The organism is Nocardiopsis mwathae (assembly GCF_014201195.1).
Lineage (GTDB): Bacteria > Actinomycetota > Actinomycetes > Streptosporangiales > Streptosporangiaceae > Nocardiopsis_C > Nocardiopsis_C mwathae.
The window spans coordinates 1,845,281-1,869,138 of sequence record NZ_JACHDS010000001.1 but is presented as its reverse complement, the minus strand read 5'-3'; the positions used below and the strand labels follow the sequence as shown (position 1 = coordinate 1,869,138).

Below are 23,858 nucleotides of genomic sequence, written 5' to 3'. Positions count from 1 at the left end.
CCTAAGGCCGTCCGGGTGGCGCGCGGGCGCCGGCCGGCGGAGCGGGCGCGGGTGAGCGGAGGGGCCGGGCGTGACGTTCGGCACGGTCCCGGCGACCGGTGGCCGTCGTGGTGCGCGCGAACGCCGCGGGCGGCGCCCTAAACTGCGATGTCGTGAGTGTCGCCGCAGCAACCCCGCCCCATCTGGCCGTACGCACCGTTCCCTTGCGGGACGGGCGCGATCTCCTGGACCACCTTCCGGCCGGCGCCCCGCTGGCGTGGTCGCACCGCGGCGACGGGCTGGTGGCGTGGGGCGAGGCGGCGCGGTTCGACTGGCCGGGCGAGGACTCCGGCTTGGGGGCGGAGCGCTTCACGGCCGCAGCCGCGTGGCTGGCCGAGGCGGCGGCGAAGACGGACGTGCGGGACGGGGTGGGCCTGCCCGGGACGGGGTTGGTGGCCTTCGGCGGCTTCACCTTCGACGGCCGCTCGGCGGGGTCGTCCCTGGTCATCCCCCGCGTCATCGTGGGACGACGGGCCGACCGGGCCTGGCTGACCACCGTGTGCGACCGCCCCGGGACCCACCCCGGCGAAATCCTCGACGCGTGCACTCCGGCGCGTCCGATCGGCCCGCTGGCCTGGACGGAGGGGTCGATTCCGGCGGCGGCGTGGGGGGAGGCGGTCACCACCGCCGTCCGGCGTATCCGCGCCGGCGAGCTCTCCAAGGTGGTGCTGGCACGCGACGTCCGCGCCCGCGCCGAGCAGGACATCGACATCCGCACACTGCTGCGCCGCCTCACCCGTGACTACCCGGGCTGCTACACGTTCAGCATCGACGGCATGGTCGGGGCGACCCCGGAGCTGCTGGTCCGGCGCGAGGGCGGCCGCATCGGCTCACTGGTGCTGGCCGGGACGCGGGCGCGCGGCGCCACCCCGCAGGAGGACCAGCGGCTGGCCGCAGAGCTGACCACGTCGGCCAAGGACCTTGAGGAGCACGAGTACGCCATCGAGTCGCTGCGCGCCGCGCTCGCCCCGCTGGCGGAGGCCGTGGAGACGCCCGACCGGCCCCGTCTGCTGCGCCTGGCCAATGTGCAGCACCTGGCCTCCCCGGCGCGCGCGGAGCTGCGGCCCGGTGTCTCCACCCTCGACGTGGTCGCCGCTCTGCACCCGACCGCGGCGGTGGGCGGAACCCCGACCGGCCCCGCCATGGAGCTGATCCGCGACCTGGAGGCGATGGACCGCGGCCGCTACGCGGGGCCGGTGGGCTGGATCGACGCGCGCGGCAACGGCGAGTGGGGCATCGCGCTGCGCTGCGCCCATATCTCCGGGGCCCGCGCACGGCTCTTCGCGGGCTGCGGCATCGTGGCCGGATCGACGGCCGGCGCCGAGCTCGCCGAGGCCGACTCCAAGTTCCAGGTCATGCGCCAGGCCCTGGTGGACTGACCCGGGAGACCGCGGGCCGCCCGCGTTCCCGACGTCTCAGACCGGCACATCTAGGCCCGGGTTCCGCGGTCCATGCCCTCGCCGGGCTCGACCTCGAAGTCCTCGAACTCGAACCCCGGCGAGACGAACAGGCTCACCACGCCCTCGCTACCCGTGAGCGGGTGCGCCGACTGCCACGTTCCCGCCGGGACCAGCGCCTGGACTACCTGCCCGGCTTCGATGTGCGGGCCGAGGGTGATCCGGGTGTCGGCGACGGGCCGCTCCCCGGTGCCGCCGTAGACCAGCTCGACCGGGCCGCCGCGGTTGAACACCCACATCTCGTCGGAGCGCAGCCGGTGCCAGCGGGACTCCTCGCCGGGCCCCAGCATGAACAGGGTGCCCGAAGCCGCGTCGCGCTCCCCGGGGTACCCCTCGGGGCGCAGGGTGTGGCGGCTGCGCCAGGTCGAGCGGTACCAGCCCCCTTCGGGGTGCGGGATGAGGTCGAGCTCCTCGGCGACGGCCCCGCGGTGCTGGACGGCGCTGTACACCCCGTCGGGGTCGCGGCGCAGGTAGCGGACTCCGATGACGGCCTTGCGCCGCACGGGGCCGTAGATGTGCGGGAAGAGCACGTCGGGCGGTACTCCCGGCGGAGGTTGCGGGTTCGGCTCCTCCCAGCGCACCTCGGCGTCCAGCAGCCCGGTGTCGATCACCAGGACGGCCTGGGGTGCGCGCACGTCGGAGTAGAAGGCGTTGGCGACGGCCAGCAGGGTGGACTCGTCGGGTGAGGCGTGCACGAACCCCTGGGTGTGCAGGGAGTCCGGTTCGAGATCGCCCTCTCCGCGGCGCCACTCGCGCAGGTCGGTCATGTGCAGCACGTAGTTCATGAGGCCAGTATCGTCCGCCGGGGCCCCCTCGGCCCAGAGGCACACGACGATCCGCCCCCGCCGCCGACCTCGGAGGTATCCGGGGTCCCACGGGCGGGCGGGGGTGTGGAGACGGGTCAGGCCTCCAGGGCGCGGTCGACCGCCTCCTGCAGGCGGCGGCGCAGGGCTGCGGAGTCGACCCGGCCGGTGCGGACCTCGATCATCCTGATCCCCTCCCCCAGCAGGGTCTTGGGCAGGTCGGTCGCCCACTCCAGGCGGGTGTAGGGCACGTCGGCCACGGCGGCGACGCGCTCCATCGAGACGCCGTGCGGGGTGCCGAACACCCGCTCGAAGTCGGGGTGCCCGGCCTGCTCCAGGCCGGAGAAGATGCCGCCGCCGTCGTTGTTGACGACGACGATCGCCAGGTCGGGGCGCGGCTCCTCGGCGCCGAGCAGCAGGCCGTTCTGGTCGTGCAGCATGGCCAGGTCGCCGAGCAGGGCGAACCCGCTGCCGCCGCCCTCGCGCCGGTGGGCCAGGGCGGCGCCGATCGCGGTGGAGACGGTGCCGTCGATACCGCTCACCCCCCGGTTGCCGATGATGCGCGCGCCGCAGCGGGCGCCCATGGCCGCATCGAGATCGCGGATCGGCATGCTGGACCCGGCGAACAGCAGCGCCCCGTCGGGCAGGTGCGCGGCGAGGTCGCGGGCGAGCCGCGGCTCGCTCAGCGCCTCCTCCCGGTCCAGCAGCGCGTCGACCGCGGTGCGCGCCGCGGCCTCGGCCTCCTGCCAGGAGCGCGACCACGCGGTGTCGGGGGCGGCCCCCGCCGGCGTGGCGAGGGCGCCGACGACCTCGGTGGCGGTGCGTACCGGGTCGGCGAACGACCGCGGGTCGCCCACGACGATGTGCCGGGGGGCGCGGCGGAGGTAGGCCAGGAGCTGGCGGGAGAGACCGGGGCGGCCCACGCTGACCACCAGCTCGGGCTCGTGGGCGGCGACGAACCGCGGCGATGCCAGCAGGTGGCGGTAGGTCGAGACGGCCTCGGAGCGGCGCGCGTTGGAGGTGGGCTCGGCCAGCAGCGGCCACCCCGTCGCGAGGGACAGGGCCAGGTAGGGGACGGGATCGTAGTCGCCGTCGCCGCAGACGATGACGCCGCGCTCCACCGGGGGCGCCGCCACGGGCGCGGGTTCGACGGGCGGTACGGGGCGCTCGATCCACGCGCGGCCGCCCGCGCGGCCCGCCACGGGCTCGGGCCAGGGGACACCGCTGCCCGGCTCATCGGGGATCAGGGGGTCGCGGAACGCCAGGTTGAGGTGGACCGGGCCGGGGTGCTCAGGGCCGGTGGCGGCCCACGCGCGGCACGCCAGCGATCTCCAGTAGGCGACCATGCCCGGCAGCCGCTCGGCCGTGCCGACCTCGGCGAACATCCGCACCGCGGACCCGAAGAGCTTGATCTGGTCGACGGTCTGGTTGGCCCCGGTGCCGCGCAGCTCGGGCGGCCGGTCGGCGGTGAGCAGCAGCAGCGGGATGCCGCTCTGGTCGGCCTCCAGCACCGCGGGATGGAAGTTCGCCGCCGCCGTCCCCGACGTGCACACCAGGGCGACGGCGCGCCGAGATGCGCGTGCCAGCCCCAGCGCGCAGAACGCCGCGGAGCGCTCGTCGATGCGGACGTGGACCCGGATGCCGGGGTGGGCGACGAGGGCGAGCGCGAGGGGCGTCGAACGCGACCCCGGCGCGACGACGGCCTCGGCCAGCCCGCATCGGGCCAGTTCATCGACGAGGACCCGCGCCAGCGCGGTTGACGGATTCATGCACACTGCTCTCAAGTCGTACGTGGACAACCAGTATCGGCGGAGCGTCCCGTCCGCCGTGCTCCCCCCCTACCGCAGCGGCACCCCGACCGCGTTCGGCACGGCGATGGGCGGCCCTCACACCCGCACGCCTCCGGGGCGCCGACGCCCGCGGGGAGGCGGCGGTGATGCGACGGTCCGTTCCGTGCAACGCGTCTTCCCACGGTAATCGTCCGGCACAGCCGTGCGATACGCCCCACCTCCGCCGCGACCGGCGGAGCCGCCGAGGCGGCTCAGCCCCGCCACTGCGCCCGGGCCGCCGCCATCCGCGCACGCCACGGCCCGGGGTCGATCTCGACGGCCGCAAGGCGCTCCTCGTCGACCTCGGCGGCGCGCACCGGCAGGTGGCCGTCGACGGGCAGCAGCGGGTCGGCGGCCACATCGGCCCGCAGCAGCCGCATCGTGGCCAGCCCGCAGGCATAGGGCAGCTCCGGCAGCGCGGCGGCCAGGGCGACACCCGCGGCCAGGCCCACCGACGTCTCCACGGCGCTGGAGACCACCACTGGCAGCCCGCAGGCCTCGGCCACCCGCAGGGCGGAGCGCACCCCGCCCAGCGGCTGCACCTTCAGCACCACGATGTCGGCGGCACCGGCCGCGCGGACCTTGAGCGGGTCCTCGGCCCGGCGGATCGACTCGTCGGCCGCCACGGGCACGTCGGTGCGCCGCCGCACCTGCGCCAGCTCCTCCAGGGTCGGGCAGGGCTGCTCGACGTACTCCAGGTCGAAGCGGCGCAGCTCGCCGAGCCTGCGGACGGCCGTGTCCACGTCCCAGGCGCCGTTGGCGTCGATGCGGACCCGCCCGGCCGGGCCGATGGCGTCGCGCACCGCCTCCACCCGGGCGATGTCCTCGCCCGCGTCCTGCCCGCGCTCGGCCACCTTCACCTTCGCGGTGGCGCACCCGCCCTCGGCGACGATGCGCGCCGCGTCCTGCGGCCCGACCGCGGGCACCGTGACGTTGACCGGGACGCGGTCCCGCACGGGCTCGGGCCAGCCGTCCTCGGCGGCCTCGCGGCACGCCGCCCACCAGCGGGCGCACTCCCGGGGCGGGTACTCGGCGAAGGGGGAGAACTCCCCCCACCCCGCCGGGCCGCGGACCAGCAGGCCCTCGCGGGAGGTGACACCGCGGAACCGGGTCCGCATCGGGATGGAGAAGGCCCGCCCCGCGGCGGCGGTGTCCGCGGCGGCGGCGCCGGCAGCGCGCATCCCCGGCCGCCTACGGACGACGCGGGAACTTGTCGAACTGCGGCCGCCGCTTCTCCTTGAAGGCGTCGCGGCCCTCCTGGGCCTCCTCGCTCATGTAGTAGAGCATCGTGGCGTCCCCGGCGAACTGCTGCATCCCCGCGGCGCCGTCGCTGACCGCGTTGATGGCGCCCTTGACCATGCGCAGCGCCAGCGGGGACTTCTCCAGCATCTCGCGTGCCCAGGCGACGGTCTCCGCCTCCAGCCGCTCCAGCGGAACGACCGTGTTGACCATGCCCATCTCCAGCGCCTCCTGCGCGCTGTACTGGCGGCACAGGTACCAGATCTCCCGAGCCTTCTTCAGGCCGACCGTCTGGGCGAGCAGCCACGAACCGTACCCGCCGTCGAAGGAGCCGACCTTGGGGCCGGTCTGCCCGAACTTCGCGTTGTCGGCGGCGATGGTGAGGTCGCAGCAGACCTGCAGCACGTTGCCGCCGCCGATCGACCAGCCGGCCACCATGCAGATGACGGGCTTGGGCAGGCGGCGGATCTGCACCTGCAGGTCGAGCACGTTGAGTCGGCCGATGCCCTGCTGCGCGACCGCGTCATCGCCCATGTAGCCGTCGTCCCCGCGGATCTTCTGGTCGCCGCCGGAGCAGAACGCCCGGTCGCCGGCGCCGGTGAAAATGATCACCCCGACCGAGGAATCGTCGCGCGCCACGTTGAACGCGTCCTGCAGCTCGAAGAGCGTCTGCGGGCGGAACGCGTTGTGGCGCTCGGGCCGGTTGATCGTGATCTTGGCGATGCCCTCGGCGGTCTCGTAGATGATGTCGGAATACTCTCCCGACCGCTGCCAGTCGATCACGCTGCTCACGGCTCTCGTCTCTCCTAACCCGGACACCGGTGGTACTGCACGGCGAAGCGCCCGCGCGGCTCGTCGGGGCGGCGCACGGCGCCCCCGGCCGCCTGCGCGAACACCGCGCCTGTCAGGGGTCAACCATAGTCGTTCCGCCAAGTGCGGCCGTACCGGCGCCCGCGATCACTACGCGCGCCGCCGGCACCGGCGGCGCGCGTTAACCTTGGTCGACGTGGCGAACCGACCTCTGCAGGCGGTGACCGGGCTCGACCCCGCGCACCTGACCTCCCTGTTGGCCGAGGCCCTGGCGGGCCGCGGCCCCGCCCTGCTGCCCATCGACCCGGGCCTGCCCCCCGCCCGAGTGGACGCCCTGCTGACGGCCATGCGCGCCGACCGGATCCGCTCGGCCGACGGCGTCCGCTCCCTCCCCGGCGGCGACGGCGGCGTCGCCGACGACACCGCCCTGGTCATCGCCACCTCCGGCTCCACCGGCGTCCCCAAGGGGGTGGAGCTGTCGGCAGACGCCCTGCTGCACTCGGCGCGCGCCTCGATCCGCCGTATCGGCGCCGCCCCGGACGACGCCTGGCTGTGCGTCCTGCCCACGGCGCACATCTCGGGCCTGCAGGTCGTACTGCGGGCCCTGGTCGGCGGTACCGAGCCCGTCCACCGCGCCTTCGATCCCGCCGACACGATGGCCGTCGCCGCCGCGCACCGCCCGCACGTCTCCCTCGTCCCCACGCAGCTGCACCGGCTGCTGGCCGCCGACGCCGACCTGTCGCTGTTCGGCACCATCCTGCTCGGCGGCGCCGCCGCCGACGAGGGGCTGCTGGAGCGCGCCCGCGCCGCGGGGGGCCGCCTCATCACCACCTACGGCATGAGCGAGACCTGCGGCGGCTGCGTGTACGACGGCGTCCCCCTCGACGGGATGCGCGCCGACCTCGACGGGGAGGGCCGGATCCTGCTCGCCGGCCCGGCGCTCTTCTCCGGCTACCGCCTCGACCCCGAGCACACCGCCGCGCACCTGCTCCCGCCCGCCGGCCGCCGCGGCGACGAGCGCTGGTTCCGCACCGGCGACCTGGGACGCTTCGACGAGGAGGGGCGGCTGCGGGTCCGGGGCCGCGCCGACGACATGATCAACACCGGCGGGCACAAGGTCGTCCCCGGCGAGGTGGCCGCGCTGGTCGCACGCCATCCCGCGGTCGCCGAGGCGGTGGTGGTCGGCCGCGCCGACCCCGAATGGGGGCAGCGCGTCACCGCGGTCGTGGTGCCCACCGACCCCGCGTGTCCGCCCTCACTCGATGACCTGAGACAATGGGTCAAGTCCCGGCTGCCCGGCTACGCGGCTCCCCGGGAGCTCGACCTGCGCGCGCGGATCCCGCTGCTCGGTTCGGGAAAACCGGATCTCTCCGCGCTCCGGGCGTCCTCCGGGCACAGCGATTGACCTGGTGCTCCTCGGGCACGATCAGATGAGAGGCGTGTCCGGAGCCGGACGGATCCGCGATTCGGGGGAACTTCCTGCGGAGTATCGGCGTCTACTCCTGCATCCGGTTTCGCCGACCGATGTGAGGGGCTCAGCGAGTGGCCGAAAGTGCGGATCATCCGATCGAGGGGGGATCACACGCAGCAGCAGACGGTGCCGCGCCCGACGCGCCGACCGTGGGCCGAGTCCACTACCCGCTCCCGGGACCGGACGGCCACACGAGCGATCGTGATGTACACCACGACGCACGATATCCAATCGAGACCGGGAACATTTGACTCTCTGACACGTTAGACATATTGGCGCGCCGAGACGGCGGTTTCCCACCGCCTCGCGCCTGACGTCTTGGAAGGGAGGGAGGTGCCTTCATGTCGCGCACTGCCCTAGCCACTTCTCCCACTCCCACGGTGGCGGACACAGTGGCGGAGACCGCAGACGGCAATGATGTCGCGTCCGCGGCTCTCGACCAGCTGATCACTCGGGGGCGTTCCCAGGGACACCTGTCCCTCGCGGAGCTCCGCGCCGCGTTCTCCGCGGCCGGCATCAGCCCGGCCGACGGCCGTTCCATCCTGCGTGAGCTCACCGACGCCGGAGTGCGGCTCGCCAACGGGGGCGACGACGCCGCGGCGGTGGAGTCCGTGGACGCCGACACCGATGACGAGGTGCTGGAGGAAACGCTGGAGGCCGTCAAGGCCGTCTCCAAGACGCGGGGGAAGAAGACCGCCGCCCAGGAGCCGGACGGCCCCGAGGCCGACCTCGACGACCAGTCGCCGGCCATGGGCGACTCGGTGCACACGTACCTGAAGGCCATCGGTCGCCGCAAGCTGCTCACCGCCGAGGAGGAGGTCGACCTCGCCAAGCGGATCGAGGCCGGTCTCTACGCCGAGTACCGTCTGGGGCTCGTCGAAGACGACGCCCCGGTCGCCCGGCTCGACGACGCCGAGCGCGCCGAGCTGGAGGCCGTCGCCGAGGACGGCCGCCAGGCCAAGCAGCACATGCTGGAGGCCAACCTCCGCCTGGTGGTCTCGGTCGCCAAGAAGTACAGCGACCGCGGCATGTCCCTGCTGGACGTCGTCCAGGAAGGCAACCTCGGCCTGATCCGCGCGGTGGAGAAGTTCGACTACACCAAGGGCTTCAAGTTCTCCACGTACGCCATGTGGTGGATCCGGCAGGCCATCCAGCGCGGCTTCGCCGACTCCGCCCGCACCATCCGCCTCCCGGTGCACGTGCTGGAGCTGCTGAGCAAGGTCAGCCGACTTGAGCGCGACATGCACCAGACCCTCGGCCGCGAGCCCAGCCCCGAGGAACTGGCGCACGAGCTGGACAAGACGCCGAGCCAGATCGAGGAGCTGCTGCGGATCACGCGCCAGCCGATCAGCCTCGACTCCACGATCGGGGAGGACGGCGAGACCCGCATCGGCGACCTCATCGAGGACGTCGACGCCTCGGAGGCCTCGGAGGTCGTCGACCGGCAGCTCATGGCCGACCAGCTGCGCCGCGCCCTGGAGGACCTGGAGCCGCGCGAGGCCACGATCATGTCGCTGCGGTTCGGCCTGATGGACGGCCGTCCCCGCACCCTCGACGAGATCGGCAAGCACCTGGGGCTGACCCGGGAGCGCATCCGGCAGCTGGAGAAGCAGTCCCTGTCCAAGCTCCGGCACCCCAGCCGCGCCCAGCAGCTGCTGGACTTCGCGAGCTGACACCTTCACGGAGGAGCACATCGACACCGGGGGACCGCACGTCCCCCGCGGCCACGGCCCCGGTGCCCGCGTCGAACGCGGGCACCGGGGCCGTCGGCGTCCTCGCACCACCGGTGCGGCCGCACGGGCGCCGTCGGCCCCAGGGACATCCCTGAACTTTCCCTGGTCCGGTGACGCGGCGCCGCACAACGCCCTCGGGCGCGGGGATACTGGGGGCATGTCCAACGACCCCCTCCCCACGGACGAGCTGGCCGCGTCACTGCGCGCGGGCCGGGAGCTCGGCGCCGACTACGACGACGCGATCGCCGCATCGCTCGCCGAGCGCCTGGAGCAGAGCATCGACGAACGCGTCCGGCACCACGTCGCCGCCCGGGAGCGGGCCCAGCCGCGCGGTGTGCCGGCGCGGACCGCGCGCATGGTGCTGGCCATCATCACGCTGGGGCTGGCCGTCCCGCTGACGGCCATCAGCGGGGGCTACGGCGGGGCGCTGGGGGTGGCCGCGACGTGGAGCGGGCTCGTCCTGCTCTACATCATCACCATCATCGCGATCCGCGACTAGCACCCCGCCCGGCGCGACACCACCCCACTCCCCCGTTGATCTCGGGAGGACGGTTCGAATTCCAGCGATAATTCGAACCGTTCTCCCGAGATCAACGGAAACGGGACGGGAGGTCGCCTTCCGGGCGCCTTTCGGTTCCGGGCGGCGGTTCCGGGCGCACCGCAACCCCCGACCCGGGCGCCCCAACCCGCACGCACCACGCGGGAGAGCGCTCTCCCACCGACCCCTCCGTTGATCTCGGAGATATTGGGGTAAAAATCGCCGCTGAGGCCCCGATATCCCCGAGATCGACGGAGCGGTGGGGGTCTCAGCGCTCCAGGGCGGCCCGCACGATGTCCAGCGCCTCACCGCGCTCCAGGCCCAGCCGGGAGATGACGTCGGCGTAGTCGCGGGCCGCGGACACCGCCTCCTCGCGCTGTGCGTCGCCTCCGGCGGCGACGAAGGTGCCGGACCTGCCGCGCGTCTCGACCACGCCGGCCTGCTCCAGCTCGCGGTAGGCGCGGGCGACGGTGTTGACCGCCACCTCCAGCTCCCCCGCCAGCGCGCGGACGGTGGGCAGCCTGAACCCCACGGGGATGTCGCCGTTGGCCGCGGCGTTGGCGACCGCGGACCGGATCTGTTCGTAGGGGGGCACCTTCGATGATGGATCGAGTTCGATGAACCCCGGCATCTTCGTCCCCACTCCATTCGTCCGGCCCACGTCCTGTCGGCCTCCGCGGCGCCGTCCGGTGGCGCCGTGTTCCCTGACGATCCTGCCATCCGAGGACGCCGGGCGCACGCTCGGAGGCCGGTGAGGAGGGGCCGACCGCGGCTCAGGCGCCGACCGGGCTCCGGGGAACCTGCGCGATGCCGTGCAGGCGGTGCGCCTCCCGCTCGGTGAGCAGGCGCTCGGCGAGCTCGGTGGCGTGGCGGACGTCCCGCGTGGCCAGCCGCTTGCGACGGTGGATGCGGTCGGTGTAGCCGCGCGGGCCGATCAGGGCGCGCTCCCGGGCGTAGGCGGCGCGCATCGCGTCGGTCAGTGCCCGGTCCAGCTCGATGCCGCACCGGCGCAGCTCCGCGGCGGAGGCTCCGTCCTCCTGCGCCGCGATCAGCGCCCGCTCGGCCGCCGCGACCTCCTCCAGCAGCCCGGGCAGCCGGTGCGCGGCCTGCTCGTCCTCGCTGTGGCGGCGACGGGCGTCGTCGTCGACCTTCGGGCCGATGAGCCCCATGGTTCCCTCCGGCGGGTTGGCGTCGTGTGGATCAGGGTCGCCTGCCACTCTAGAGGTGATGCGTGTCACCGGTGGACGCGCGGGGTGGCATTCCACCCACCGCCTTTACAAAGTAAGTCTAGGATCGGGTGGGTGAGCCGAAACAATGCCGGCCTGAGCGCCGAACGCATCATCACCGAAGCCCTGCGGATCATCGACGGCCAGGGGCTGCGCCGCCTGACCATGCGCCGCCTCGGCGACGCGCTGGAGGTGGAGGCCATGGCCGTCTACCACCACTTCCCCCTCGGCAAGGAGCAGCTGTTCGACGCGATCGTCGAATACGTCACCGACGTCTCCCGCCCCGAGCGCACCGGAACCGAGGGCACCGACGGGGACGCCGATGGCGGCACCGCGCCGGCCGGGGAGGCGGCCCAGGACGACCGGCCCTGGGACGAGCGGCTGCGCTCGTGGGCGCACGACTACCGGGCGGCGCTGCTGCGCCACTCCGGAGCGCTGCCGCTGTTCATCCACCGCCGCCCCGACACCGAGGCGGCGCTGCACGCCCTGGAACTGCACTACGCCGCCTTCGCCGAGGCCGGACTGGAGGGCGCCGACATCGTACGGGCGGCCGCCGCCCTGGACGCGTATGTGACCGGCGCCGTCATCGGCCAGGTCCGCGGCGACGGCCTGGCCGGCGCGAACCCGGCCGTGCTCGACGGCCGCTTCCCCACCGTCGCCCGGCTGCGCGGACTCGACCCCGACCCCCGGACCGCGTTCGACGCGGGCCTGGAGGCACTGCTGCGCTCACTTGCGGGTGATGCCTAGCTCCTGGGCGGCGATGGCGGCCTGGACCCGGCTGCGCAGCCCCAGCTTGGCCAGTATCCGGCTGACGTGGGTCTTGGTCGTCGTCTCGGTGATGCACAGCCGACGGGCGATCTGCTGGTTGCTCAGCCCCTCCCCCACGCACGCCAGGACCTCGTGCTCCCGGGGGGTGAGCTCGCCGACGGCGACCGGGCTCACCCCCGGAACCCGCGGCCCGGCACACTCGCCGCCCGACGGGGCCGCGCCGCCCGCGAACTCGGCGATGAGCCGCCGCGTCACGGCCGGGGCGATCATCCCCTCGCCCCGCGCCACCACGCGGACCGCCTCCACCAGCTCGTCGGCCTCGATGTCCTTCAGCAGGAACCCGACCGCCCCGGCGCGCAGCGCGCCGAACACGTACTCGTCGAGGTCGAACGTGGTCAGGATCAGCACGTCCACACCTGTCCCGGCCAGCTCCCGGGCCGCCGCGATACCGTCCTTGCGCGGCATCCGCACGTCCATGAGCACGACATCGGGCAGGTGGCGCCGCGCCGCGGCCACCGCCTCCTCACCATCGGCCGCCTCAGCCACCACGTCGATGTCCGGCGCGGCGTCCAGGATCATCACCAGCCCCGACCGCACCGCCCACTGGTCCTCGGCCACCACGACCCGGATCACGCGCCCATCCCCGTTCTGTGTCCATCCGTCGCCTCGGGCTCGCCGGGCCGCCCCAGCGGCAGCTCGGCCCGCACCCGCCAGCCCGCTTCCCCGTCCGTCGCGGGCCCGGCCTCGAACCGGCCGCCCAGCAGCGCGACCCGCTCCCGCATCCCGGTGAGGCCGGCCCCGCCGCCCAACTCGGCGCGCCAGTCCGGCTCCGGCCGGTCCGGTGCCGGGTTCTCGGCCGTCAGCACCAGCCGGTCGCCCTCCGCCCCGGCCGTATCCGCCGCGGCGTACTCCACCGTGATGGCCACCCTCCGGGGCTCGGCGTAGCGCAGGGCGTTGGTGAGCGACTCCTGAACGATCCTGTAGGCGGCCGCGTCGACCTGCACCGGGAGCGGCCGCTCGGTACCGAGCTGCTCGATGCGCACGTCCAACCCGGACTGCCGCGCGGTCGTCACCAGCCGGTCGGCCTCGCTGAGGCGCGGCATGACGCGCTCCAGGTCGGGGGTGTCGTCGGCGCGCAGCACGCTGATCATCTGCCGCATCTCGGCGAGCCCCTGCACGCTGTTGTCCCGCACCACGCCCAGGATCTGCCGGATCCGCTCGGGGTCGGGGTCGCGCATCGACAGTGCGGCCGTGGACTGCACCGCGATGGCGCTGAGGTGGTTGGCGATGACATCGTGCAGCTCACGCGCCATCCGGCCGCGCTCCTCGGCCACTGCGGTGCCCCGGTCCAGCTCGGCCATGCGGACGCGCTGGTCGGCGCGCTGGCGCTCCAGCTCGGCACGCAGGTGGTGCTCACGGACGGTCAGCCCGGTCATCAGCGGGGCGATGAAGACCAGGACATAGAGGCCGAGGAGCTGGATCACGTCCAGCAGCCCGCCCAGCACTCCGTGGGCGAGCAGGTAGAGCAGGATGCCCAGCACGGCCGCGGCGACGGCCGCCACCACGGCCGCCGTCGCGTAGGCGAGCCGCCGGCGGCTCCACGCGCCCACCGCGTAGAGGACCTCGCCGTAGACGATGAACACCGCGGCCGAGGGCCCGAGCGCGATGTCCGCGGCGAGGAACAGCGAGGCGACGGCCAGTCCGACCCCGGGGGCGATACGGCGCAGTAGGACGGCCGAGCACACCCCGGCCAGGGTGAGCAGCAGCCAGCGCGGGTCGGTACCGGGCCGGTCCAGGTAGGCGCCGAGCCCCCACAGCAGCAGCCCGCCGCCGAGGTGCAGCCCGGCCCACAGCGTGCTGCCGAGGTAGAGGCGGCCGCCGAGGATGCGGCGGTCGAGCACCTCGGAGCGTCGGGAGAACGGCATCACGCCCCTATCTCAGCACGTTCGGCCCTCCCGCGCGTACTTCGAAGGTCGTACGGCGATCTCCTCACGCGCGCCGATCCGCGGCCCCGGCCCGGCCCCCGATGATGGGCGGGGTCGATGTGGGCGTCCGGCGGACCCGGGCCGCCCGCGTGCGGGAAGCAAGGGGGACGACACGGTGATCGCGGCGCTGATCCTGGTGGTCGAGGCGTTGTTCTGGGTCTTCGTGCTGGGCGGGCTGGCCGCCCGCTACCTGCTGCGGATGCGGCGGCTGAGCACGGTCCTGCTGCTGCTCGTGCCGGTCCTCGACGTGGTGCTGCTGACGGTGATCGCCCTCCACCTCGGCCACGGGGCCACCGCGGATCTGACGCACGGGCTCGGGGCGCTCTACCTCGGATTCACCGTCGCCTACGGGCACTCGGTCATCACCTGGGCCGACGTCCGGTTCGCGCACCGCTTCGCCGGCGGACCGCCACCGCCGCCGCGTCCCAGCGGCCGCTCGGCGCGGCTGCGCCACGAGGGCAAGGCGTGGCTGCGCGGCCTGCTCGCCTGCCTGGTCGGCGGCGGCACCCTGGCGGGGTTGACGCTGTACGTGGGCGACCCGGAGCGCACGGCGGCCCTGGACGGGTTCTCCACCCCGCTGGCGATCTTCATGTTCTGGAACACGGTGATCGGTGTGTGGGGCGCGGTCGAGGCCATGGGGTCCCGCGGCTCCGCGGCGGCCGGGCCCGCACCGGTCGCCTCCGCCGCGGTGGACGGGGAACGGCGGGGGTGAGCGGCCGGGGGTGCGGGACCCGCGCCCCCGGCCCGCATCCGCCCCTGTGGGGGCGTCAGGCCGAGGTGGTCACCTGTTCGGCCTTCTCGCGGCGCATCCGGACGCGCTCGGCGCGGTGCGCCCGCGCCTCGTCGGGGTCCAGGACCGGGGCTGCGGCGAGCAGCTGGCGGGTGTAGTCGTGCCGCGGGTTCTCATAGACCTCGTCGCCGTCGCTCATCTCCACGATCCGGCCCCGGCGCATGACCGCCACCCGGTCGCTGACCTGGCGCACCACCGCGAGGTCGTGGGCGACGAAGATGTAGGTCAGCTCGAAGTCGTCCTGCAGCTCCGACAGCAGCCGCAGCACCTGGTCCTGGGTGGACACGTCCAGCGCCGACACCGGCTCGTCGCAGATCACCAGCTTGGGCCGGAGGATCAGCGCCCGCGCGATGGCGATGCGCTGCCGCTGGCCGCCGGAGAACGCGTGCGGGAAGCGGTTGTAGTGCCGCGGTTCCAGGCCCACGCGCTCCAGCAGCTCCTGCACGCGCCGCTTGATCAGCTTGCCGTCCTTCTCGCCTTGGACCCGCAGGGCGGTGCCGATGCTGTCGCCGATGGTGATGCGGGGGTTCAGCGAGGAGTAGGGGTTCTGGAAGATCATCTGCACGTCGCGGCGGAGCGGGCGCAGCCGCCGGTCCGACAGGTCGGTGATATCGCGGCCCTCGAAGCGGACCGATCCCGAGGTGGGCCGCAGCAGCCGCATGACGGCGCGCGACAGCGTGCTCTTGCCCGACCCGGACTCGCCGACGATGCCCAGCGTCTCGCCCTTGAACAGGTCGAAGGAGACGTCGTCGACGGCGTAGAAGTCGGTGGCGGGGCTGAACAGGCCGCTGCGGACCTTGAACCGCACCCGCAGGTCGCGCACCTGCAGCAGCGGTTCGCCCGCTTCGGGGGCCGCCGCACGCTCGGGCCCCGGGGCCGGAGCGGCGGCGCTCGGCGTTCCCGCGGTGGACGGCTCGGCGGCCTCCGCCTCCGCCGCGGGGGCCTCGCGCTCCCGGCGGGCGTGCTGCTCCGCCTCGGCACGCTCGGCGCGGATCTGCGCGCGGCGCTCGGCACGCGACACCTCCACCCGCGGCACCGACGCCAGCAGTGCCCGGGTGTAGGGGTGCTCGGGCTCGGACAGGACCCGGCGCACGTCCCCGCGCTCCACGGCGCGGCCCTTCTGCATGACCAGCACCTCGTCCACCGACCCGGCGACGACCGCGAGGTCGTGGCTGACCAGGATCAGCGACATGCCCAGGTCGCGGCGGAGGTCGTCGAGGAGGTCCAGGATCTGCGCCTGCACGGTCACGTCCAGCGCCGTGGTCGGCTCGTCGGCGAGCAGGACCTTGGGGTCGCACATCAGCCCCATGGCGATGAGCACGCGCTGGCGCATGCCGCCGGAGAACTCGTGCGGGTAGGAGTTGATCCTGCGGGCCGGGTCGGGGATGCCCACGCGGTCCAGGGAGTCGACCGCGCGCTTCCGCGCCTCGGCGCGGCTCGCCTTCGGCCGGTGCGTGCGGTAGGCCTCCATCAGCTGGTCGCCGATGGTGTACTGCGGGTGCAGCGACGACATCGGGTCCTGGAACACCATCGCGATGTCGTTGCCGCGCATCGCCCGCACCTCGGCGTCGGTCGCGGCGACGATGTCGGTCCCGGAGACGGTGATCTCCCCCGTGATCCGGGCCCTGCTGCCGCGGTGCAGCCCCATCAGCGCCAGCGACGTGGCGCTCTTGCCGGAGCCGGACTCGCCGACGATGCCCAGGGCGCCGCCCGGCGGCACCTCGAAGGACAGCCCGTCCACGGCGTGGACGTCGCCGTCCATCGTCGGAAAGGTGATCGTCAGGTCGGCGACGCGGACCGCCGCGTCGGCGCCGGCCGCGGACCCTTGCGCGGCTCCCGGAGTGGTCATTGCCGGTCTTCCTTCGGCTCGGGCCCCGGTCGGCCGGTCGGCCGGCCGGGGGTGAGTAGGACTGCTCTGCGTGGTCTCGCACCCGGCCGCCGGGAGGCTCCGGCGGCCGGGGGTCGTCAGGCGGTGACTCTGACCCGGGGGTCCACCCAGGCGTAGAGCAGGTCGACGATGAGGTTGCACACGACGATGAAGAACGCGCCGAACAGGGTGACGCCCAGGATGACCGGGAGGTCGCTCTGCACGATCGCGGTGACGGCGTAGCGGCCGATGCCGTTGAGGGAGAACACGGTCTCGGTCAGCACCGCACCGCCGAGCACCAGGCCCAGGTCGAGACCGAAGATGGTGACGATCGGGGTGAGGGTGGGCCGCAGGCCGTGCTTGAGGACGACCTTGCGCTCGGCCAGCCCCTTGGCCCGCGCGGTACGGATGTAGTCCTCGCCCATCGTCTCCAGCATGCCCGCTCTCGTCTGGCGCGCGTACTGGGCCGCGTGCAGGAACGCCAGCGTGACCCACGGCAGGATCAGGCCGGTCGCCCAGGCCACCGGGTTGTCGGTGAACGGGGTGTAGGACGGGCTCGGGAACAGACCGGTGGCGTGCACCAGGAAGGCCAGGCAGAGCAGGCCGGTGAAGAAGATCGGCAGGGAGACGCCGGCCAGCGCGATGCCCATGGCGACGCGGTCGAAGACGCTGCCCTTCTTGATGGCGGAGATGACGCCCACGGCGACGCCGCCGACCAGCCAGATGACACCGGCACCGATGGCCAGCGAGAAGGTCACCGGGAGGCGCTTGATGATCTCCGGGAAGACCTCCTGGTAGTTCTGGAACGAGTAGCCGAAGCAGGGCGCGGCGCACTGCACGGTGTCGCGGCCGAACTGGTACTCGGCCCCGACGAAGATGCCGCGGAGGAACTCCCAGAACTGCACGGTGATCGGCTGGTCCAGGCCGAGCCGGTCGATGGTCGCCTCGATGGCCTCGGGTGTGGGTGCCTTGCCCACGTACATCGTCGCGAGCTGCTCGGTGGTCTGCCCGGCCAGCCGCGGAACGACGTAGAAGATCGTGAACGTCACGAGGGTGACGATGGCGAGCAGCAGCACGCCGGCGCCCACGCGGCGGAGAATGTAAGTCAGCAACTTGGCCGGCGGCGCGGGGCCGGCCGGGGTCCCCGTGGGGATCCGGCCGCCCCCGCCGCCTTCACCTGCCTTCTGTCAACCGAATCGGAGCGGAACCGCTACTCGCGGGTGGTGCCGAGGGCCATGAAGTCGTAGCCCGCGTAGCCCACGTGGTAGTAGACGTTGGTGAGGTTGTCCGGGCGGTAGTACACCGTCTTCTCGAAGACCGCCGGGAGGATCGCCGCGTTCTCCATGACCAGGCGGTCGATCTCGGCGTACTTCTGCGCCCGGACGTCCGGGTCCTGCTCGTCGACGACCTCGTCGAACAGCTTGTTGATCTCGGGGTCGTCGAGCTCGGAGATGTTGGAGTTGCCGGCCTTCTGGATGGAGCGGCCGTCCACGATCTTGCTCATGAAGCCGTAGCCGGTGGCCCAGTCCGGCGCCCAGCCGTAGACCGTCAGGCCCAGCTCGTTCTCGTGCACGAAGTCGGGCGACCCGGCCTGGGTGTTGGTGTAGGTGTCCGACGGGTACTGCTTGATCTGGGCGTCGATGCCGACCCGCTTCAGGCTGGACTGCAGGGCCTCGGCGGTGGCGACGTCGGCCGGGCGGTCGGAGCGGGCGCCGATGTTGGTGCTGAACCCGTCGGGCTCGCCGCACTCCTCCAGCTTCTCCCGGGCCTTGTCCAGGTCGCCCTTGCGGTCCTCCGACGGGTACAGGTCGATGCTCTGGTCGGAGCCGTCGAGCTCCTTGGGCATGATCTGCGTCGGGATCTCACCGCCGGCCGCCCCGCCCCAGGCGCGCTGCAGGGCGTCGTGGTCGGCGGCGAACATGATCGCCTGGCGGCAGGCCAGGTCGTCCAGCGGCTCGACGACGGTGTTGACGTTGACGTAGCGCAGCGTGTTGGTCTCGGGGTTGTCGACGTTGACCTTCTTGGACTCGTCGCTGAGCAGCGTGCCCTTCATCGCCGGGCCGACGCTGGCGGCGGCGAGGTCCACGTCGAGATCGCCGTTGACCAGGCGCTGGTCGATCTCGTTCTGCTCGACGCCGATCTCGACCTCGACGCGGTCGGGCAGCGCCTCGCGGATCGGGTCGCTCTCGGGGTCCCACTGGTCGTTGCGCTCCAGGTGGAGGCTCTCGCCGGACCTGTAGTCGCCGTCGTACTTGTAGGGCCCGGAGGACAGGACGCGGGTCTGGTACTGCTCGCCCTTGTCGGCCTCGGCGGGCACCGGGGCGGTCTGCGGCTGCAGCAGGATGTAGTCGAACTCGGCGAACGGCTTCTTGAGGTGGAAGACCAGGGTGTGGTCGTCGGGGGTCTCGATGCCGTCGAAGCCCTTGAGCGGGTCGTCGCCGTCGGCGTAGGGGCCCTCGTAGTCGTCGCTCTTGTCGAGCAGCTGCTTGAAGTACTTCGGGCCGTTGGGCAGCGCCTGTTCGCCGAAGTTGCTGCGGGCGATCGCGTACTTGACGTCCTCGGCGACGATCTCCGAGCCGTCCTCGTACTTCAGCCCCTCCTTCAGCTTGACCGTGTAGCTCTTGCCGTCGTCGCTGGCCTCGGGCATCGACTCGGCGAGGTCGGGCTGGAGCTCGGTGCCCTCGGTGCCGGGCTCGCCGGTGTAGGTCAGCAGGGTGCGCGCGTAGTAGCGGCTGAAGTTCCACGCGAAGGCGTAGTACATGTTGCCCGGGTCGGGCGAGTCGAAGTCCGCGGAGATGGCGTAGCGCAGCGTGCCGCCGGTCGCGTCCGACGGGTTGACGACCTGGGTCTCCCCCTGGTTGAAGGCGGCCTCCCCGCCGTTCCCGTCCGTGGCGCCGCCGCCGCAGGCGCTCAGCAGCATGGCCGCCGCCGCGCCGAGGGCGACGAACCCCAGAGTTCGTTTCGTCATGTCCTGCCTTTCTCGCAGACGTGGGTTGAACCGCCCGTGCGGGGTCGCGGAGCCGGGTGGGCCCCGCCCCCGTCAGTCGGAGGACCTCGGGTCGAACGCGTCGCGCAGGCCGTCACCGAGGAGGTTGAAGGCGAGCACGGTGATGAAGATGGCCATCCCGGGGATGATCACGAAGTGCGGCGAGGTCGTGTAGTACTGCAGCGAGTTGGAGATCATGCCGCCCCAGGTGGGTGTGGGCGGGTTGATGCCCACACCGAGGAAGGACAGCGCCGCCTCGAACAGGATGTTCGTCGGGATCAGCAGCGTGGAGTAGACGAGGATCGGGGTGATCAGGTTGGGCAGGATCTCCCGGAAGAGGATGTGCCGGTTGCTCGCCCCGAGACTGCGTGCGGCCTCCACGAACTCGCGCTCCTTGAAGGTGAGCGTCTGACCGCGCACGATCCGCCCGATGTAGGGCCAGTTGAAGAAGCCGATGATGAAGATCAGCAGGGCGATGCGCAGCCCGTTGCCGGTGAGGCCGAAGGCGCCGTCGGGGATGACGCCGGCCAGCGCGATGGCGAAGAGCAGCAGCGGGAAGGCGAGGAAGATGTCCATGGCCCGGCTGATGACGGTGTCGACCCAGCCGCCGAAGTACCCGGCGAGGATGCCCAGGACGGTGCCGATGGCCACACACAGCACGGTGGCGCCGAAGGCGACGAGCAGCGAGATCTGCGCGCCGTAGACGACCCGGCTGAACAGGTCGCGGCCGTTGACCGGCTCCAGGCCGAGCAGGTGGTTCCAGCTCATCCCGCCCCACGGGTCGATGCCGCTCATGGGGTCGTCGGGGTCCTTGAGCACACCGCCGGTCAGCGGGTCGATCGGCGCCTGGTTGAACTCGTTGGGCGGGTAGCCGAAGAGCTTCACCAGCAGCGGCGCGAAGATCGCGACCGCGATCAGCAGCAGGACGACGACACCGCCGACCATCGCGACCTTGTCCCTGCGGAACCGCTGCCAGGCGATCTGGCGGAGAGAGCGGCTCGCGGTGTCGCCGCTGCCCTGTGCCGGCTCCACCTCCGAGGCGTCGCCCGCTGTCCCAGGCGCATCCGAAGGCGCGGTCATTGCACCACTACTCCCCCACTACTCCCGCTTTTGGCGCGGCCCTGAAGTCCGGACAGGGCCCCGAGGAGACAGGCTCCTGCAAGGCCCTGGTGGGGCACTGGTCGAGTGCCCGGGGCCGACAGACGGACGACCCTGATCCGGCGGCGCGCGGGTGCGCCCGGCCGCCGGGACATGCGCTGATCCATGTCGACTTAGCTCGGGAGATCAACACGGCTAACGCATGTGACCCACCTAACGGTGCATCGCGATCAATTTACGCCCGTTTTGGACACAAACCGTCCAGTTAGCAGCGATGTGGCCGAATTGTGATTCGAGAAACACGGATCCGTCACTTCCCGCAACGTGACACGCAGCACACCACTCACGACAGAGTGTGCCTGACCGGCCAAGACGAAGGAGGCAGGACGCGCCGGAGCACCCGACCGCTCACACCCGGTGAGCAGGCGACGCCTGCGAGAACGGCGCCGAATCGCGGTCGCGGACGTCCGAAAACCGGAAAATCAGTTGCGCGCACTCCCCGGATCCGCCTAGAGGGCGGCCGTAGCCGGGCCGTCGCCGCACCGTCAGGCCGCCTAAACGCCGTGCCGCGGCGCCCCGCGGCCCTGCCCGGCGCGCCGGTGCGACCGGCGGGCGCACGCAGTCGGAGCGGTCGATGATCGGGTCGCGGCCGCGACCCGAGACGCACAGGGGCCGAAAGGGGTCGTACCCCTTTCGGCCCCTGCCTCACCTGTCTCGGCGGCGTGCGCTGGTCTACTCGATGCCGCGTTTGCGCAGCAGCGCCTCGATGTCGCTGAAGTCCTCGTCGGCCCCCTGCTTGGGCGCGGCCTTCTTCGGCGCCGCCTGCTTCGGGCTCGGCGCGGGAGCCGCGGCCTGCGGCCCCGGGATCCCCGCTGCGGCCCCGTCGCCCGCCTCGGCGGCCTTCGGCGCCGCGGCGCCGCCCGTGCCGATGCCGCGCGCCCGCATGATCCCCGAGACCACCCACAGCACGACGGCCAGCCCGGCCAGCGCCACCCCGGCCCACACGATCGGGTTGAAGATCAACCCCGTGAAGAACCGGGAGAGGTCGAAGACCAGCCGCCACAGGATGGTCATCAACCCCATGAGCCCCGCCGCCAGCGGCAGCAGCGACCACGCCACACCGCGGAGCCCGGCCGCGGCACCTTTCCGGCGCCACACCATCCAGGAGATGAGCAGCCCCACGATCGTGAGGGCGGCTCCCAGCATCGGACCCGCGATCGGCAACTGTTCCGGAACACCCATGCTCACAGTGTCCCATTCGCGGTGCCCCGCGCGCATCCGGTCGTTCCCCTAGGTGCCGGCGCTCCCGCGCGGGTGGTCACGCGGGAGCGCCGCCCGGTCACGAGCCGTCGGCGACACCCAGCGTCGCGTAGTCGTACATCTTCCAGCTCGGGTTGAAGAACACGTTGGTCACGTTGTCCGGCCGGTACAGCACCGCCTTGTGGAAGACCATCGGGACGATGACGGCCTGCTCCATCGCCTTCTCGTCGATCTCGGCGTAGATGCGGTTGCGCTCCTCCTCATCGGGGACCGCGACGACCTCCTTGAGGAGCCGGTTGATCTCCGGGTCGTCGAGCTCGGAGATGTTGGAGTTGCCGGCCGCCTTGATCGCGTCGCCGTCCAGGATCTGGCTCATGTAGCCGTAGCCGGTGGGCCAGTCGGGCATCCACCCGTAGATGTTCAGGCCCAGCTCCTTCTCGTGCACGAAGCTCGGCGAACCCACCTGGGTGTTGGTGTAGGTGTCCGACGGGAACTGCTGGATCTTCACCTCGATCCCGGCGCGCTTCAACCCCTCCTGGATGGCCTCGGCGGCCGCGACCTCGGCCGGCCGGTCGGAGCGGACCCCGAGGTTGGCCGTGAAGCCGTCGCCCTCGCCGCACTCCTCCAGCTTCTTGCGGGCCTCCTCGACGTCGCCCTTGTTGTCGTCCTCCTTGGACGGGTACAGGTCGAGGTCGGGGTCGGACCCGGGGACCGCCGGGGGCAGGATCTGGGTGGCCGGGGTACCGCCGGCGTCACCGCCCCAGGCTCGGTGCACCGCGTCGCGGTCCATGGCGTACTGCACGGCCTGGCGGCAGGCCACGTCGTCGAAGGGCTCCACCTGGGTGTTGACCGTCAGGTAGTAGTGGGCGCTGTTCTCCGGGTTGTCGACGTTGGCCTTCTCGCTCTCATCGGTGAAGACCTCGCCCTTGCGCGCCGGGCCCAGGCCGGTGCCGCTCAGGTCGACGTCGAGCTCGCCGGTCGCCAGCCGCTTGTCGATCTCGTCCTGGTTGATGCCCTCGGCGACGGTGATCTCGTCGGGAAGCGCCGTGCGGATCGGGTCGGACTCGGCGTCCCACTCGTCATTGCGCACCAGCTTGAGCCCGTTGCCCGGCTGGTACTCGCCGTCGAACCGGTAGGGGCCGCTGGAGACCACCGAGGACTGGTAGCGCTCGCCGGTGTCGGCGTCGGCGGGCACCGGGGCGCTCTGCGGCTGCACCAGCACGTAGGGGAAGTCGGCGAACGGACCCTTGAGGTGGAAGACCAGGGTGTGGTCGTCGGGGGTCTCGATCGCGTCGAAGCCGTCGAGCGGGTCGTCGGCGCCGTCCTCGTACACGCCCTCGTAGTCGTCGACGTCGAGGTGCTCCTTGTAGTACTTGGGGCCGTTGGGCAGCGCCTTGTCCCCGAAGTTGCTGCGGGCGATCGCGTACTTGACGTCCTCGGCGACGATCTCCGAGCCGTCCTCGTACTTCAGCCCCTCCTTCAGCTTGACCGTGTAGGTCGTGCCGTCGTCGCTGACCTCGGGTTCGCCCTCGGCGAGGTCCGGGACGACCTCGCGGCCCTCATCGCCGGGCGCGGCGGCGTAGGTGTAGAGCGTGCGGGCCCACAGGCGGCTGAAGTTCCACATGTAGCCGTAGTAGATGTTGCCCGGGTCGGTGCTCTCCATGTTGGTCGTGATCGCGAAGCGCAGCGTGCCGCCGGCCGTGTCGTCGGCGTTCACGACCTCGGTGATGCCCGCGTCGAACGCGGCCGCGTCCGGTCCCCCGCCGTCCTCGCCGCCGCCACCGCCGCACGCGCTGAGCAGCAGGGTCGCCGCAGCGCCCAGCGCGATGGGGGCCATTACCGTTCGTCTCACGTCTCCGCCCTCTCGTCGAGTACCACCGGATGTGAGCGCACCACGCTTCACCTTCCCCCGGGCACACCGCCGGGCCGGGTTTTCGACACCGGGCGGCGTGCCTGCGG

At 72.5% G+C, this 23,858-nt stretch carries 20 protein-coding genes; 6 read left to right on the top strand and 14 right to left on the bottom strand.

All coding sequences use genetic code 11. From position 1 onward, the window contains the following. Positions 1-152: 152 nt before the first annotated feature. A complete protein-coding gene (locus tag HNR23_RS07665) occupies positions 153-1,418 on the top strand; it encodes an isochorismate synthase (RefSeq protein ID WP_184074729.1) in 1,266 nt (421 codons plus the stop codon). 50 nt (positions 1,419-1,468) lie between these two features. Here the strand turns inward: HNR23_RS07665 and HNR23_RS07660 are convergent, their stop codons facing one another. The 4 genes from HNR23_RS07660 to menB form a co-directional block, all read right to left on the bottom strand. Then, positions 1,469-2,281, bottom strand: coding sequence for a cupin domain-containing protein (locus HNR23_RS07660; RefSeq protein ID WP_184074728.1), 813 nt, complete (start codon positions 2,279-2,281; stop codon positions 1,469-1,471). A gap of 116 nt (positions 2,282-2,397) precedes the next feature. Then, the gene (gene menD, locus HNR23_RS07655) at positions 2,398-4,068 is read right to left on the bottom strand and encodes a 2-succinyl-5-enolpyruvyl-6-hydroxy-3-cyclohexene-1-carboxylic-acid synthase (protein WP_184074727.1); all 1,671 of its coding nucleotides are present in this window, start codon (positions 4,066-4,068) and stop codon (positions 2,398-2,400) included. Between the two features lie 272 nt (positions 4,069-4,340). Next, a complete protein-coding gene (locus HNR23_RS07650) occupies positions 4,341-5,309 on the bottom strand; it encodes an o-succinylbenzoate synthase (protein WP_184074726.1) in 969 nt (322 codons plus the stop codon). 10 nt (positions 5,310-5,319) lie between these two features. Then, positions 5,320-6,159, bottom strand: coding sequence for a 1,4-dihydroxy-2-naphthoyl-CoA synthase (gene menB, locus HNR23_RS07645; RefSeq protein ID WP_184074725.1), 840 nt, complete (start codon positions 6,157-6,159; stop codon positions 5,320-5,322). Positions 6,160-6,373: 214 nt separating this feature from the next. On the opposite strand from menB, the gene HNR23_RS07640 reads away from it, so the two are divergent. The 3 genes from HNR23_RS07640 to HNR23_RS07630 all read left to right on the top strand — a co-directional run bounded on the left by HNR23_RS07640 (position 6,374) and on the right by HNR23_RS07630 (position 9,880). After that, positions 6,374-7,582 (top strand): AMP-binding protein, encoded by a 1,209-nt coding sequence (locus HNR23_RS07640; RefSeq protein ID WP_184074724.1) that lies wholly within the window; start codon positions 6,374-6,376, stop codon positions 7,580-7,582. A gap of 407 nt (positions 7,583-7,989) precedes the next feature. Then, positions 7,990-9,321, top strand: a complete 1,332-nt coding sequence (locus HNR23_RS07635) for an RNA polymerase sigma factor (RefSeq protein ID WP_184074723.1) — start codon at positions 7,990-7,992, stop codon at positions 9,319-9,321. A gap of 217 nt (positions 9,322-9,538) precedes the next feature. Next, entirely contained in the window at positions 9,539-9,880 is a 342-nt protein-coding gene (locus HNR23_RS07630) for a hypothetical protein (RefSeq protein WP_184074722.1), read from the top strand. 307 nt (positions 9,881-10,187) lie between these two features. On the opposite strand, the gene HNR23_RS07625 is transcribed toward HNR23_RS07630, so the two are convergent. Beyond that, the gene (locus HNR23_RS07625; RefSeq protein WP_184074721.1) at positions 10,188-10,550 is read right to left on the bottom strand and encodes a GntR family transcriptional regulator; all 363 of its coding nucleotides are present in this window, start codon (positions 10,548-10,550) and stop codon (positions 10,188-10,190) included. Positions 10,551-10,692: 142 nt separating this feature from the next. Next, the gene (locus tag HNR23_RS07620; protein ID WP_184080051.1) at positions 10,693-11,088 is read right to left on the bottom strand and encodes a hypothetical protein; all 396 of its coding nucleotides are present in this window, start codon (positions 11,086-11,088) and stop codon (positions 10,693-10,695) included. A gap of 132 nt (positions 11,089-11,220) precedes the next feature. On the opposite strand from HNR23_RS07620, the gene HNR23_RS07615 reads away from it, so the two are divergent. Further along, the gene (locus HNR23_RS07615; protein WP_184074720.1) at positions 11,221-11,892 is read left to right on the top strand and encodes a TetR/AcrR family transcriptional regulator C-terminal domain-containing protein; all 672 of its coding nucleotides are present in this window, start codon (positions 11,221-11,223) and stop codon (positions 11,890-11,892) included. On the opposite strand, the gene HNR23_RS07610 is transcribed toward HNR23_RS07615, so the two are convergent. Together HNR23_RS07610 and HNR23_RS07605 are read right to left on the bottom strand one after the other, a co-directional pair. Next, complete coding sequence (locus tag HNR23_RS07610; RefSeq protein ID WP_184074719.1) at positions 11,872-12,546, bottom strand: response regulator; 675 nt, start codon at positions 12,544-12,546, stop codon at positions 11,872-11,874. The genes HNR23_RS07615 and HNR23_RS07610 overlap by 21 nt on opposite strands. After that, positions 12,543-13,838 carry a sensor histidine kinase gene (locus HNR23_RS07605; RefSeq protein WP_184074718.1) on the bottom strand — a complete coding sequence of 432 codons (1,296 nt, stop codon included), beginning with the start codon at positions 13,836-13,838 and terminating at the stop codon, positions 12,543-12,545. The genes HNR23_RS07610 and HNR23_RS07605 overlap by 4 nt, the downstream gene beginning before the upstream one ends. 175 nt (positions 13,839-14,013) lie before the next feature. Between HNR23_RS07605 and HNR23_RS07600 the strand changes: the two genes are divergently transcribed. Next, on the top strand, positions 14,014-14,610 hold the full coding sequence (locus HNR23_RS07600; RefSeq protein ID WP_184074717.1) for a hypothetical protein: 597 nt from the start codon (positions 14,014-14,016) through the stop codon (positions 14,608-14,610). A 55-nt stretch (positions 14,611-14,665) separates the two neighbouring features. Here the strand turns inward: HNR23_RS07600 and HNR23_RS07595 are convergent, their stop codons facing one another. From HNR23_RS07595 to HNR23_RS07570, 6 genes are all read right to left on the bottom strand, one after another. After that, positions 14,666-16,537, bottom strand: a complete 1,872-nt coding sequence (locus HNR23_RS07595) for a dipeptide ABC transporter ATP-binding protein (protein ID WP_184074716.1) — start codon at positions 16,535-16,537, stop codon at positions 14,666-14,668. Positions 16,538-16,653: 116 nt separating this feature from the next. Then, entirely contained in the window at positions 16,654-17,667 is a 1,014-nt protein-coding gene (locus HNR23_RS07590) for an ABC transporter permease (protein WP_184074715.1), read from the bottom strand. Positions 17,668-17,765: 98 nt separating this feature from the next. Further along, on the bottom strand, positions 17,766-19,523 hold the full coding sequence (locus tag HNR23_RS07585; protein WP_184074714.1) for an ABC transporter substrate-binding protein: 1,758 nt from the start codon (positions 19,521-19,523) through the stop codon (positions 17,766-17,768). A 72-nt stretch (positions 19,524-19,595) separates the two neighbouring features. Next, positions 19,596-20,621, bottom strand: a complete 1,026-nt coding sequence (locus HNR23_RS07580; protein ID WP_184074713.1) for an ABC transporter permease — start codon at positions 20,619-20,621, stop codon at positions 19,596-19,598. Positions 20,622-21,371: 750 nt separating this feature from the next. After that, positions 21,372-21,881 carry a cellulose synthase gene (locus HNR23_RS07575; protein WP_184074712.1) on the bottom strand — a complete coding sequence of 170 codons (510 nt, stop codon included), beginning with the start codon at positions 21,879-21,881 and terminating at the stop codon, positions 21,372-21,374. 97 nt (positions 21,882-21,978) lie between these two features. Next, positions 21,979-23,736 carry an ABC transporter substrate-binding protein gene (locus tag HNR23_RS07570; RefSeq protein ID WP_184080049.1) on the bottom strand — a complete coding sequence of 586 codons (1,758 nt, stop codon included), beginning with the start codon at positions 23,734-23,736 and terminating at the stop codon, positions 21,979-21,981. Positions 23,737-23,858: the final 122 nt, after the last annotated feature.